Raw genomic sequence first — 13646 nt, 5'->3', positions numbered from 1 at the left:
CCCGCCCCCCCTCCCCTGCCCCCCCCCGCCGGGAGGGGGCGGGGCCCGACCGGGCCGGAAACAGGGGGGGGGGGGGGGGGCCCTCCCCCCCCCCCCCCCCCCCCCGTCGATCGGACATTCAGGATATTCAGCCCGCGGGCACCGTCTCCGGCTCTCCAGTGCCTTCGGAAGCTTGACCCACGACATCACCCGGAGTGTTGGAAACGGAGACATCCGCTCCGGACTTCTCGACGGCGGGCCAGCCACCCCTCGGCGGCACGGCCACACCGCGCCACCAGGGCTCGGCCGGGACGGTCTCGGCGGTGGGCTCGAAGGGCTGGCCGGGGCGGGGCAGCGCGACACGGGCGCCCACCGCGTGCGCGGCCGCCATCGTGCCCTCGCCGGGCTCCACCCACGGGTGGGTCGCCAGGTTGAACGTGGCCCAGTGGATGGGCAGCATCACGCCGGTGGGGCGCCCGCCCTGGAGGTCCAGGTGGGTGCGCATGCCCTCCTCGGGCGTCATGTGGATGTCGGGCCAGAACTCGCTGTACGCCCCGATCTGGATCATCGTGATGTCGAACGGGCCGTGCTCGGCGCCGATGTCCTTGAAGCCCTCGAAGTAGCCGGTGTCCCCGCTGTGGTAGATCCGGTGCTCGTCACCCGTCACCACCCAGGAGGCCCAGAGCGTGTGCTGGGTGTTGCGCAGGCCACGGCCGCAGAAGTGCCGGGCGGGTGTCGCGGTCAGGGAGATGCCGCCGACCTTGGTGCTCTCGTTCCAGTCCAGCTCGCGCACGCGGTCGGGCGAGACGCCCCAGTGCTCCAGGTGGGCGCCGACGCCGAGCGGCACCGCGAAGACCGTGTCCGTGTCGGCCAGGGCCTTGATGGTGGGCAGGTCGAGGTGGTCGTAGTGGTCGTGCGAGATGACGACGACGTCGACCGGGCCGAGCGCGGCCAGCGGCAGGGGCACCGGGTGCAGCCGCTTGGGCCCGACGAAGTTGAAGGGGGAACAGCGCTCGCCCCATACGGGGTCGAACAGCACCCGGTACCCGTCTATCTCGGCGAGCACACTGGAGTGCCCCATCCAGGTGATCCGCAACCCGCTCGCCGCGGGCTTGGCGAGGTCGGCGAGCGTCGTGGGATACACCGGCACCGTGCCCGCCGGGGCGCGGTGGGCGCGCTCCTCCTTGCGGAAGAAGACCTTCGCGAACTCGAGCATGGAGCCGTCGGGGCGGGTGCGGGCACTCACCGGGTTCTGGAAGACACCGTCCGCGAAATTCGGCGATCTGCGGATGCGCTCCATGCGCTCACCGCCGGGGTCCGCGCCGAAGGCGGCGGGCTGCAACGCGCGGAGCCCGGAGCTCAACGTACGGAAACCGGTCACGGTACCTCCAAGTGGAGTCGGTCAGGCCTCCCATTATGGTCGGCCCCTCTGACAGCGCCGGGTCGACGGTGTCACAGCGCGATGTCCCCGGTACACACCGCGAGGTCCGGGCCCTGGTGCGACACGCCCAGGGGTGACACGCCAGGGGCCCCGGACACAGAGGTGGCCCCCATGGCCCGCGTCTCCCTAACCCCGCGGCGCACGGTCTTCTTCCGCCTCATGGAGTAATGCTGGAAGCGCGCCTACGGAAAGGTCCTCGCCCCCGGCCGGGCACTCGCCCACAATCCACGCGCCCTGCGGTCCGGTCCGGCCTTCGCCGGGCGGTGCGCCTCAGGCCCACTACTGATGATCCGTTCAGTAAATTGACAGATTTCGGGGTCACTCCCGATACTGAATGGCGATTCAGTAAAGACACCGGTGGGTCTTCGGTCGCGCCGCTCGTCCCGCACCTGGAGGCACCATGGAGGCCGACCTGCGCACCCACCTGCGCACCGACTCGCGCACCGGTGTGCTCACCGGTGGCGAGGCGCTCGTCCGGGCGCTCGCCGCGCATGACGTGACGCAGGCGTTCGGCATTCCCGGCACGCACAACCTGGAGATCTACCGGCACCTGGCGGCGTACGGCGTCCGGCACGCGACCCCGCGCCACGAACAGGGCGCCGGGTACGCCGCCGACGGGTACGCGCGCGTGACGGGCCGCCCTGGTGTCGTGATCACGACCACCGGTCCCGCGCTCCTCAACGTCACGGCCGCCGTCGGGCAGGCCTACTCGGACAGCGTGCCCCTGCTGGTCGTCTCCCCGGGTATGCCGTTGCGCCACCCCCGGCTGTCGACCGGGCTGCTGCACGAGATGCGCAGCCAGACCGAGGCGCTGCGGGGCGTCGCCGCGTTCAGCCACCGGGTCTCCTCGGTGGCCGAGATCGGCGCCGCCGTGGCACGCGCGTTCACCCTCTTCCGTACGCGGCGACCGCGGCCGGTACACATCGAGGTGCCACTGGACCTGCTGACGGCGGCCGAGACCGCCGGGCCGGTGCGGCTCGCCCCGGCCACCGCGCCGACACTGCCGGACGCCGAGGCCGTACGACGGGCCGCGCGCGCCCTGCGGGAGGCGCGGCGGCCCGCACTGGTGCTCGGCGGTGGCGCGCGCGGCGCCGCGACCGCCTGTCTCACTCTCGCGGAGGCGTGCGGCGCGCCCGTCGTGACGACCGCCAACGGCAAGGGCGTCGTACCCGAGCGGCATCCGCTCTCGCTCGGCGTCTCGCTGCACACTGAGTCGGTGCAGAAGTGGCTGGCGGGTCGCGATGTCGTCCTCGCCGTGGGCACGGAGCTGGCCGAGTCCGATTTCTGGTCGCCGCCGACCGCCCTCGGGGGCACGCTCGTGCGGGCCGACCTCGACCCGGACCAGATGCACTCCGGGCTGCCCACGGACATCGCGCTCGTCGGCGACGCGCGGGCCTCCCTGGAGGGGCTGTTGTCGGAAATGGGCCTCCACGCGCGCGTGCGACACGACATCCCCGACCCACGAGGCGGCGTCGACGTCGACGAGGTCGCCGCGGTGCGGGACGCGCGGTACGCCGGGAGTGCCGCGCGCGACGCACGCTGGATCCCGTACCTGCGGGCGATCCGCGCCGTCCTGGCCGACGACGCGGTCATCACCTCGGACAGCGCCCAGTGCTGCTACTACGGCGCGCTCCCGCACCTCCCGCTGGGCCCGGCGGGACGCTATCTTCACCCGACCGGCTTCGGCACGCTCGGCTACGCGCTGCCCGCGGCGCTCGGCGCCAAGGTGGCGTGCCCGGAGCGCCAGGTGGTGGCGCTGAGCGGGGACGGCGGCCTCCAGTTCACGGTGCAGGAGCTGGCGACCGCCGCTCAGCTGCGACTCCCGCTGCCCGTCGTGGTGTTCGACAACGGTGGCTACGGAGAGATCCGCGACGATATGGCCGCCCGTGGCGACCACCCGACCGCTGTGGACCTCGCTCCGGTCGATCTGCCCGCCCTGGCCCGCGCCTACGGAGGACAGGGCACACGCGTGTGCCACCCCGACGAGCTGGCCCTCGCCCTCACCGAGGCGCTGCGCACGCCTGGTCCCACCCTGATCGCCGTCCCCGAGGAGACCCCATGACCACGCCCATGACCACGCCCCCGACCGTACCGTCGGCCGCGCCGCTCACCCCGCCTCTGATCACGCTCACCTGGACCGACCACGTCACGGGCAGACCGGGCTATCTCGTGGTCGACCGGCTCGTCCGGGGCGTCTCCAGCGGCGGTCTGCGGATGCGCGCGGGCTGCACCCTGGACGAGGTCGCCGGGCTCGCCCGCGGGATGACGATGAAGGAGGCCCTGCACTACAACCCCGAGGGCCGCTACATCCCGCTGGGCGGCGCCAAGGGCGGCATCGACTGCGATCCCCAGGACCCGGCGGCGTACGGCCTGCTGGTGCGTTACCTGCGCGCCATGCGCCCCTACATCGAGAGCTTCTGGACCACGGGTGAGGACCTCGGGCTCACCCAGGACCTGGTCGACCGGGCCGCCGAGGAGGCGGGGCTCGTCTCGTCCATCCAGGCCGTGTACCCGCTGCTCGACGACGAGACGACGGCCCGTCGGCGGCTCGCGGACGCCTTCGCGGTCGACGTGGACGGGATCGGGCTCGACGAACTGGTCGGCGGCTGCGGTGTCGCCGAGTCGGTGCTCGCGGCCCTGGACCGGGCCGGGGTGGCGCACGCGGGGACGCGTGTGGCCGTGCAGGGCCTGGGCACCATGGGCGGAGCCACGGCCCGCTTCCTCTCCCGCGCGGGCCTCGGCATCGTCGCCGTCGCGGACGTCAAGGGCACGATCGCGAACCCGGACGGGCTGGACATCGACGCGCTGCTCGCGGCGCGGGACGCCTACGGCACGGTCGACCGCGGCGCGCTGCGCCCGTCCGACCAGGAACTCCCGGGCGACGCGTGGCTGTCCGTGGACGCGGAGGTGCTGGTTCCCGCGGCGGTCTCGTACGCCATCGACACCGAGAACCAGCGGCAGATCGGCGCCCGCTGGATCGTCGAGGCGGCCAACATGCCCGTACTGCCCGAGGCGGAGGAGCTGCTCGCCGCGCGCGGGGTCGTCGTGCTGCCGGACGTCGTGGTCAACTCCGGGACGAACGCCTGGTGGTGGTGGACGCTGTTCGGCGACATCGGCGCGGACGCGGACGAGGCGTTCGCGTACACCCGGCGCTCCATGCGCGACCTGATCGACCGAATGCTGGCCCGCGCGGAAGCCGACGGGACGACACCACGGGCCGCGGCGCACGCCATCGTCGCCGACCGGCTGCCGGTGATCGCGGAGCGGTTCGGCTGGTACCGCTGACGGGCACCCGTCTCGCGGCCCTCCCGTCATTCCTCCTGGGGAATTGAGGCGCGGGGCCGGTGACAGCAGAGTCGGTGGAGCGAGGGCGCGCGAGCGCGAGTGACCGCCCCTCCCCACACGAAGTCCGACTCGTACCGGGAGTATCCATGCCCACCATCGACCCGCAGGACCTGATCGAGCGCTACATCGGCGTCTGGAACGAGCCCGATCCCGAGATCCGCCGCAAGACCGTGGACGAACTCTGGGCTCAGGACGGTCTGCACGTCCTCCGGCCGCCCCAGGAGATGCGGGACACCGCGGTGGGCCTCGGCTTCACCACCGCCGTCCTGGAGGCCCGTGGCCACGACGAACTGCACACGCGCGTGACCCGCGCCCACGACGAATTCGTCGCCCCGGGGACCTACGTCTTCCGGATCCAGGAACCCGCACAACAGCTGCGGGACGTCATCACGTTCCGCAGGGAGTCCTTCCACATCGGAGAGGGACGGGCCACGGGCGGTGGCCGGGAGTTCCTGGTCCTCGACGAGGACGGCCGCATCCGGTTTGACTACCAGTTCGTCGACTGACCCCGTCGAGCATTAGGGTTACCGCGTGGCGAGGGTGCGGTTGAGCGTGGCGGAACGGCGCGAGGAGTTGCTGCGCGCCGCCATCGAGCAGATCGAGGCGCGGGGCGTGGCGGCGGTGCGGATCGCCGACGTGGCCTCGGTGCTCGGGGTGAGCAACGCGTTGGTGCTGTACCACTTCTCCACCAAGGAGAAGCTGGTCGCCGCCGCGTTCACCTACGCGGCCGAGGACGACCTCGCCCATCTGCGCAAGCTGCTCGGCCGTCGTACGTCGGCGCTGCGCAGGCTGCGCGCCGCCGTGCGCTGGTACGCGCCGACCGGCCAGGCCAAGGGCTGGCGACTGTGGATCGAGGGCTGGGCGGTTGCCCTGCGCGAGCCCGCGCTTCAGGAGGTCACGCGTGATCTCGACAAGCAGTGGAAGGCCGCGATCACCGAGGTGATCGCGGAGGGAGTGGCGGCCGGCGAGTTCACGTGCCCGGATCCCACGGGCGCCGCCCTGCGACTGACGGCGCTGCTCGACGGGCTCGCCGTGCAGATGACCGCCTACACGGGAGCGGTGTCGCGGGCGCGGGCCCAGGAGTGGGTGGACGAAGCGCTCGCCCGGGAACTGGGGCTCGCGCGAGAGGCGTTGACGGCGGCGGTGCGCTGAGGCGCACGCCGGGGCACGCGCCCGGACGGCTCGGCCGTCGCCGCCCCACCGCCGAGCCACCGGGGAGGCGTGTACGAGGCACGGCCGACCCGGCCCGACCCGGCGACAGCCGCCGCGCCACAAGGGCCGCAGGCGCGGCGGCGAGTTCGGCCCGGGCCCGCCTGGCGGGCACGCCGTCGAGGCGGGTCGGTGACGGGCGGCACGTCCCGCGCCCGGGCCGTCGACTGCCGACGCACCGATGACAAAACGGACACCGCCTCCCCGCGCACGCACGGCGAAGCCGACACCGACAACGGCCCCGCGCCCCGCGCACCACGTCTCCGGCGCCCCGCACCCACTCCGTCCAAGCCACCGACACGTCGGAGACCCGTCGTTCAGGCCACCGACTCGATCCGCATCTTGATGTCGTCCGGCGAGAGGCTGCCCTTGGCGGCCACGTGGTCGCCGGAGGACTCCCCGCGCAGTCGGCGCCCGATCCACGGGACGAGGTACTCGCGTGCCCAGTGGATGTCGTCGCGCCGGACCTCGAGCGTGCCGCGGGGCGGCAGTGGAGGCCAGGGCTGGTCGGGGTCCGCGGGCACTTCGAGGCCGAGGACCTGGCCGGCGCGCAGCGCGACCCGGGTGTGGCCCTCGGGCGAGAGGTGCAGGCGGTCGCCGTCCCAGGCGCGGCGGTCCTGGATCGTCTTCAGGGACCACAGGTCGAGGACCGGACAGCCGTACCGGTCCGCGATGGCCCGTACGTGCCCGTTGTACGTGGCGATCTTGCCGCGCAGATGCTTCAGCACGGGGACGGTACGGGTGTCGAAGCCGGTCGTCACCATGACGGTACCGACGGCGGAGGTGAGGTCGGCGACCGCGCGCTCGAAGCGCTCGGCGACCTCGTCGGGGTCGGTGCCGGGCCGGATGATGTCGTTGCCGCCCGCGCAGAAGGAGACCAGGTCGGGGGCGAGTTCCTTGGCGCCCCGGAGCTGGTCCTCGACGATCTGGTCGAGCAGCTTTCCGCGTACGGCGAGATTGGTGTAGGTGAAGGAGCCTTCGGGCCGCCGGTCGGCGAGGAGCACCGCGAACCGGTCGGCCCACCCGACGAAGGCCCCGTCGGGGCCGGGGTCGCCGACGCCTTCGGTGAAGCTGTCCCCCACCGCCACGTACGACCCGATCACTGATCTGTTGTCACTCTTCGAATCGTCTGCCACATCGGCCCATGATTCACCTTTCGATGTGAGCTACGCGACCGTAGGAAGGGGTTGACGGGTGGTGAGATAAGCCACTCGTAAAGTGTGACCGAACCCGGAATAAGGCTCTGTCAGGAGTGGTTGAACAGCCGCCACACCTGGAAGCCCTCGATCCGGAAATGGCTCCATGTGGTCCGGAACGCGAAGTGCCCGCTCGTGTACGGCTCCGGGTCGTCGTAGTCGAAAACGAGCCGTCCGTTGTTCCACCAACGGACCGTGGAGCCGTCCGAGACGATCCGGACACGGTTCGGCTCGTTGGCCGTGAGCAGCGGCTCCGTGTAGTCGTAGACGAGCGGGCGGACGCCCGGCTCCCCCACGTACCGGCGCAGCCGCGTGGTCGTGTCGGTGTTGGCGCCGTATCCGACGTAGTACGTCTTCAAGTAGTCGTATTCGGCCAGGGCGCCGCCCCGGGGCGTGGCGAAGAGGTCGTCCGGGGAGCGGACGTCGACGGCGTTCCAGAAGTTGTTGAGGTCGGAGACCCGGTCGTTGACGCCGCCCTCGGAGACCGGTGTGGCGGTGTACTCGATGACGTAGGGCCCTTCGAGCCGCTGCTTGAACCAGACCGTCGCACCGCTCGGTACGTCGATCTCCAGGACGCCGTGCGAGGCGGTGACCGTGCCGCCGTCCTGTAGTTCGGTGACCCACTGGCCGAGGCCTCGGCGGAAGCCGTCGTGGGCGATGAGCCGGCCGCGACGGTGGCGCGGCGAGGCGCTCGCGGTGGTGGCCGGGACGAGCGTCGACAGCGCGGCACCGGCGGCGAGGGTCGCGAAGGCTCTGCGGGTGGTCATGAGGTTCCTTCCGTGCGAGCGGCGGTGGTGATGGCGGGCTTCGGCACCCGCCGGGTCTCGGTGCCCAGGTAGTAGTCCGTGTACGTCGACTGGAGATAGCCCCGCACGGTCCAGCCGAGGCGATAGCCGGGGTTCTGGGCGAGCGTGTAGATACGGGTCTTCGTCGGTTCGGTGGTGGTGTACAGGCGCAGCGCGGTGTGGTCGCCGGTCTCGGCGAGGATCTCCTCGCGCCAGTCACCGAGGAGGTCGCCGTAGAACGGGGTCGCGTTGCGGGCGCCGGAGACGACACCGGCCGGGTCGAAGAGGCGCGTGCTGGTCTCGGCCTTCGGATCCCACTTGTCGACATGCGTGTAGTCGAGGAGTTCGGCGCCCTTGTCGCCGTCCCACCAGATACGGAAGTTGACGCTGGGCGTGGTCGTGGAGACCTTTCCGTCCTGGACGTTAAAGACGCCCGCGCCGGGGCGGGTGACGTCGGCGGTGGAGGTCCAGTACTCGTAGCCGGGGTGGCCGGGGTCGATGTCGGCGGCGCTGCCCCGGCCGACGTCGAGGTCGGATTCGCTCGTCGGGTCGGCCGGGTGCTCGCCGGTCACCAGGCGCTGACCGGTGTCGGCGTCGTAGTAGTACCAGGGGAAGTTCGATACGACGCCCAGTTCGGACTGCTGGATCGCGAAGCCCTCCAGGCCGGGCCGGTCGGGGTCGAGGTCAGCGATGTCGAAACGGTCGCCGTGTCCGGCACCGTCGACGACATAGCGCAGCGTGCCGTCGCTGCCCACGACGTAGTTGCCGTCGGCGATCTCGTCCTTGCCGTCCTGGTCGACGTCGACGGTCCGGATCTGGTGGAAGCTGGTGGCGCCACTGCCGGCCGGGACGACGTACTTCCAACGCCGGTTCAGATCCGTGCCGTTGAAGTCCCAGGTCTGGAAGAGGATCCGAAACGCTCCGCGTTTGGCTCCGACCCGGGTGACCAACTTCGTGACGAGGCTGGGGTGTACGCCGTCGAGGTACGCGATGCCGAAGTGCCCGCCGGAGGGACCGTCGGCGACAAGGTCGTCGGGCACGGGCTGCCGGGTGCGCTCGGTGCCCGTCTCCCCGTCGATCACCGAAATGAACTGGTCGGCGGGCGAGTTGGCGGTCACCTTCGCGCCGTCCGCGAAGCCGGTCCCGTCGGCCGTGTGCACCAGCACCTCGGCCTTGCCGTCGCCGTCGAGGTCGTACACGGTGACGTTGTCGTCGTTGCGGTAGCCGCCGATCGCCGTCGAGCCGCTGATCGCGGCGGGCGCGGGGTCGTTGGCGCCGTTCCCGCCGACCTGGGTGTACGAGCCCGGGCCGAGGTCGACGCGCCACAGCCGCGCGCCGGTGAGCGTGTACCCCTCCAGGAGGTCGGGCTTGTCGCGGGTCTGCGCGAGCCGGCTGACGACGAGTTCATAGCGTCCGTCGCCGTCGAGGTCGCCGGGCCAGGCGTGTTGCACGGTGTATCCGTCGGCGGCGGCCAGCGGAATCTCGGCGTAGCCCCGCGCGAGGTCGAGCGCCGCCGAACTCGGCTTCCGCTCATGGCCGTTGACGAGGGCACGCACGGTGTAGGTGCCGGTGCCCCGGCTGTCGTCCTGATACGTGGTCGACCGGGTGACCGGCGCCTGGTTGAGCCGCCGTCCGCCCTTGTACACGTTGAACGCGATCGCGTCCCCGTACCTCGCGTACTCCGTGCCGAGTAACCGCCAGCTCAGGAGGGTGCCCTTGCCCGAGGAGACGGCGACCAGGCCGCGGTCCAGGTTCTCCACGATCCGGCGCGGCGGCGGATGCTGTTCGGCGGCGTGCGAGGGCGCGGCGACCGGACCGGCCAGCAGCGCGGCGGCGGTGACGACGCCGAGTCTTCGAGGTCTCACGATGGCGTGCTCCTTGCGGTGGCGACGACGGCCGCGATGCCGCCGCCGAAGGCATGGAAAGCGCTTACGGAGATCACTGTGGAGTCACTCTCGCACCGTGTCGAGACCTCGTGCGCCGGTGCCACAAGACCGCAATGTGCCGATCATGAAAGGACCACGCCGGGACGCGTGGAGAAAAAACCGAGGGCCGGACCCCGCGATCGCGGGGTCCGGCCCTCGAAGACGTGAGAGGCGCGGCGGGCGTCAGCCGACGGCGACACCGTGCGAGCGCAGGTACGCGACCGGGTCCACGTCCGAGCCGTAGTTCGGGGTGGTGCGGATCTCGAAGTGCAGGTGCGGACCGGTGACGTTGCCGGTCGCGCCGGAGAGGCCGATCTGCTGGCCCTCGGTCACGGTCTGGCCCGCCGAGACGGACAGGGCGGACAGGTGGGCGTACTGCGAGTACCGGCCGTCGGCGTGCTGGATGACGACCTGGTTGCCGTACGCGCCGCCCCAGCCGGCCGATACGACGGTGCCGGCGGCTACGGCCTTGACGGTGGTGCCGGTCGGGACCACGAAGTCCACGCCGGTGTGGTAGCCGCTGGACCACATACTGCCGGCGACCTTGTAGCCGGTGCCGATGGTGGCGCCCTCTACCGGCAGGGTGTAACCGGTGTTGGTGGCGGCGGTGGCCCGGGGCGCGGCGGCCTGGGTCTTGGGCGCGTCCGCCGCGCCGGACGACTCGGTGGCCGACTGCGCCGACGACCGCGTGGACGTCTTGGCGGACGACTGCGTGGACGGCTTGGTCGACGGCTTGGCGTCGTCGGTCGACGCGGCCCTCTCGCCGATCGTGAGCTTCAGGCCGGGGTGGATCAGCGAGGGGTCGCTGCCGATGGCCTGGCGATTGTCGGAGTAGAGCTTCTGCCAGCCGCCGCTGAGGTGCTGCCGCTCGGCGATCTTGGCGAGCCAGTCGCCGACCTTCACCGAATAGGTCTTCGTCGAGGCCGTGGAGGTCGTCGCGGTCTTTTCCGAAACCGTCGCGGACTTTTGAGAAACCGTCGCGCCGGAAATAGTCGCGGTCTTTTCCGGAGTGGACGAAACCGCGGCCGTAGGCGTCACGGCATGGGCACCGGCGGCCCCCATCAGCGGCAGCGCGAGCGCGGCCCCACCGGTTCCGGCCACGGCGATCGAGCGGGAGAAACGCTGGGACTTGGGTCGGCGGTGCTTACCCTTCGCGGGCATGAAGAATTCCTCTCCGGCGCCTGCGAGGTGAGCTGTCGGGTGCGGGCTGGAGATGCCCGGCCACGCTGCTGCGCGGCTATACCCCTAGCCGTTCCGGAGACCGGAACAGGCGTGGTACCTGTGGGTCCCCCGCTCCTGCCGGTTACCGGTGGGTGTGCGGATACCGGGCGGCGGCAGGATTGGGCGTCCGTCCGGATTGAGGGCGAACGTAAGCGAGATGGGGGCGCATCGCCAACCATGTGGCTTTTCCGTGCGCGTGCCTTTCTTGATCCATGCCGGAATTCCGGTCACCCTCCGTGGACAATGATCTCCCCCGCCTCTCAATCCGCCCGGAAATTCGGGCGGATCGAGAAAGCGGGCCCGCAACGCATCGTCACGAATATGACGCTGCTCACGCACGTCACACCACGGTCCCTCATTCCAGGGCCAGTTGGAATTAAGGCATCAATAAGGACAGAACGCTCACATGCGACGCAGTCGGATAACTGTCGCATCGAAGTCCCCGCGCAGCCCCGTCCGCAGCCCGTGATGCAACAGCACCGCACCTCGGTGCACTTCGCCCGTTTCACGGCATTCGTACGCCGCGCTCGGATCGAGCCCGCGCAACCGGAGCGGGGCGACCGGCTCGCCGTGACGCTGCGCCTGGAGCAGGGCGAGGACGACGGTCTCGTCGCCGTGGACGTACTGCACGGCGCTCAGCGCGCCCTCCGGAGGTCGCAGCCGGTAGAGGTCGCCGCGCTGCACGACCGGCCTGATCTCCTTGTAGAGGTCCACCCACTCCCGCGCCTCGACGAGCTCCGCCTCGCTCCAGTCGGCCAGGTCACCGCCGACCCCGAGTACCCCGGCCATGGCGCTCACGAACCGGAAGCGCAGCGAGCTGATCCGACCGTTGAGCTGCGCGTTCGGACTGTCCGTGACCCAGGCGGCCATGATCCGGGCCGGGTGGATCTGGCTGAAGCCGTGTTGGATGGCGAGCCGGTCGAGCGGGTCGGTGTTGTCGGAGGTCCACACCTGGTCCGTACGCGCCATGACGCCGAGGTCGATCCGGCCGCCGCCGCCCGAGCAGGACTCGAAGGCGACCCCGGGGTGCTCGGCGCGCAGCCGGTCCAGGAGCCCGTACAGGGCCTCCACGTGCTCGACCCACAGCTTCTGCGGGTACGGCTCACCAGGCCAACCGGCGTCCGTGAAGCAGCGGTTGAAGTCCCACTTCACATAGTCGATCGGGGCGCTCGAGAGCAGAGTGTCGAGCTGCTCCCACAGGTACTCCTGGACATCCGGACGGGCGAGGTTGAGTACGAGCTGGTTGCGGAACTCCGTCCTGGTCCGCCCCGGCTGGAACTGCACCCAGTCGGGGTGCGCGCGGTACAGCTCGCTGTCCGGATTGACCATCTCCGGCTCGACCCAGATCCCGAACTGCATGCCGAGCGCGTGCACGTCGTCGGCGAGCGGCTTCAGCCCCTGCGGGAAGCGGTCCGGGTTGGGGGTCCAGTCGCCGAGCCCGGCGCGGTCGCTCGTCCGTGCGCCGAACCAGCCGTCGTCGACGACGAACAGCTCGACGCCCATCTCCGCGGCCCGCCGGGCCAGCTCCCGCTGCCGTTCCTCGGAGATGTCGAAGTGGGTGGCCTCCCAGGAGTTGAAGAGCACCGGCCGGTCCTGGTCCGCGTCCGGGATCACGAACGCCCGCTGGTACGCGTGCCATGTCCGGCTCGCCGCGCCGAAGCCGCCGTCGCTCCACAGCCCCGCGAAGACGGGGGTGGTGAACGACTCCCCCGGCTCCAGACGCAACAGTCCGGAGTCGTCGTACCCCGCGCCCCCGGAGATCTGCACGCGCGCGTCGGGGAGTTGGGCCACGCAGATGCGCCACGAGCCCGACCAGCCGAGCGCGCACCCGTAGACCTCGCCGCTCTCCTCACTCGCCCCGCTGTCCAGCGCGACCCACGGCAGGTGCTGGTGCCCGGTGTGCCCGCGGCGGCTGCCGATGACCTTCTCACCGTAGGTGAGGGGGGAGCGCGCGAGCCGGGACTCGGCCGCCCACCGCCCGTGCAGCTGGGAGAGGCGCCAACCGTCGCGCTCGGGCAGCGTCCAGGTCGCGGAGTCCGCGCGCAGCAACTCCAGGGAAGGTCCTTCGTTGGCCAGGGTCACCCAGCGCTCGACGACGTGGCCGCGCATCCGGTAGTGCAGGGTGATGCCGAGCCCGTCGTCCGCGAAGCGCAGCCGCAGTTCGTCACCGCCGGCCTCGTACGCCTCGAAACGCCATTCGGTGCCGCGCCGCTCCCGCGTCCGCACGGACAGCGCCGGGCGTACGAAGCGGGGGCCGCCCTCGACGGGGTACTCCTCGCGCCCGTCGAGCCGGGACTCGAAGGGCCGGTACGGCGGGCCGGGCAGGGCGGCCAGCGACTCGGCGTCGGCGAGGGTGATCCGTGGCCCCCAGTGGAGATGGAGCAGTTCGTCGAGGTCGGTCAGCCGTAGTGCGTAGCTGCTCGTGGGACCCGAAAGAAGCCACGTACGACCATCTTCGCCGATTTCGATCATCAAACCCTCACAGATTCGAACAGCCGCACTCAATCACCAACATCATCAACGGCGTCTCACCCGGGAGGCAACG

Annotated in this window: 10 protein-coding genes and 1 riboswitch; of the genes, 4 read left to right on the top strand and 6 right to left on the bottom strand. The window is 71.1% G+C overall.

Features of this window, described 5'->3' with window-relative positions:
• Nucleotides 1-127: 127 nt before the first annotated feature.
• Nucleotides 128-1360, bottom strand: coding sequence for an MBL fold metallo-hydrolase (locus KVT44_RS37740; RefSeq protein ID WP_217572026.1), 1233 nt, complete (start codon nucleotides 1358-1360; stop codon nucleotides 128-130).
• A gap of 460 nt (nucleotides 1361-1820) precedes the next feature.
• Between KVT44_RS37740 and KVT44_RS37735 the strand changes: the two genes are divergently transcribed.
• The 4 genes from KVT44_RS37735 to KVT44_RS37720 all read left to right on the top strand — a co-directional run bounded on the left by KVT44_RS37735 (nucleotide 1821) and on the right by KVT44_RS37720 (nucleotide 5917).
• On the top strand, nucleotides 1821-3482 hold the full coding sequence (locus KVT44_RS37735) for a 5-guanidino-2-oxopentanoate decarboxylase (RefSeq protein ID WP_217572024.1): 1662 nt from the start codon (nucleotides 1821-1823) through the stop codon (nucleotides 3480-3482).
• On the top strand, nucleotides 3479-4705 hold the full coding sequence (locus tag KVT44_RS37730) for a Glu/Leu/Phe/Val dehydrogenase dimerization domain-containing protein (RefSeq protein ID WP_217572022.1): 1227 nt from the start codon (nucleotides 3479-3481) through the stop codon (nucleotides 4703-4705). Before KVT44_RS37735 ends, KVT44_RS37730 begins: the two co-directional genes overlap by 4 nt.
• 146 nt (nucleotides 4706-4851) lie before the next feature.
• Complete coding sequence (locus KVT44_RS37725) at nucleotides 4852-5271, top strand: hypothetical protein (RefSeq protein ID WP_217572020.1); 420 nt, start codon at nucleotides 4852-4854, stop codon at nucleotides 5269-5271.
• A 46-nt stretch (nucleotides 5272-5317) separates the two neighbouring features.
• Nucleotides 5318-5917, top strand: a complete 600-nt coding sequence (locus KVT44_RS37720; protein WP_217572018.1) for a TetR/AcrR family transcriptional regulator — start codon at nucleotides 5318-5320, stop codon at nucleotides 5915-5917.
• 374 nt (nucleotides 5918-6291) lie between these two features.
• On the opposite strand, the gene KVT44_RS37715 is transcribed toward KVT44_RS37720, so the two are convergent.
• The 5 genes from KVT44_RS37715 to KVT44_RS37695 all read right to left on the bottom strand — a co-directional run bounded on the left by KVT44_RS37715 (nucleotide 6292) and on the right by KVT44_RS37695 (nucleotide 13573).
• Nucleotides 6292-7077 carry an SGNH/GDSL hydrolase family protein gene (locus tag KVT44_RS37715; RefSeq protein ID WP_190168514.1) on the bottom strand — a complete coding sequence of 262 codons (786 nt, stop codon included), beginning with the start codon at nucleotides 7075-7077 and terminating at the stop codon, nucleotides 6292-6294.
• 143 nt (nucleotides 7078-7220) lie between these two features.
• Entirely contained in the window at nucleotides 7221-7937 is a 717-nt protein-coding gene (locus KVT44_RS37710; RefSeq protein WP_217572016.1) for a DUF6250 domain-containing protein, read from the bottom strand.
• On the bottom strand, nucleotides 7934-9820 hold the full coding sequence (locus KVT44_RS37705) for a hypothetical protein (protein ID WP_308314210.1): 1887 nt from the start codon (nucleotides 9818-9820) through the stop codon (nucleotides 7934-7936). The genes KVT44_RS37710 and KVT44_RS37705 overlap by 4 nt, the downstream gene beginning before the upstream one ends.
• Before the next feature lie 243 nt (nucleotides 9821-10063).
• Nucleotides 10064-11041, bottom strand: a complete 978-nt coding sequence (locus KVT44_RS37700; RefSeq protein ID WP_217572014.1) for a M23 family metallopeptidase — start codon at nucleotides 11039-11041, stop codon at nucleotides 10064-10066.
• Nucleotides 11042-11043: 2 nt separating this feature from the next.
• Nucleotides 11044-11202, bottom strand: a riboswitch (cyclic di-AMP (ydaO/yuaA leader).
• Between the two features lie 301 nt (nucleotides 11203-11503).
• Nucleotides 11504-13573: an alpha-galactosidase gene (locus tag KVT44_RS37695; RefSeq protein ID WP_217572012.1), complete on the bottom strand. Its 2070-nt coding sequence runs from the start codon at nucleotides 13571-13573 to the stop codon at nucleotides 11504-11506.
• Between the last annotated feature and the right edge of the window lie 73 nt (nucleotides 13574-13646).

Source organism: Streptomyces sp. GbtcB7, from assembly GCF_019091445.1.
Lineage (GTDB): Bacteria > Actinomycetota > Actinomycetes > Streptomycetales > Streptomycetaceae > Streptomyces > Streptomyces mirabilis.
This window is presented reverse-complemented; position numbering and strand designations above follow the sequence as displayed.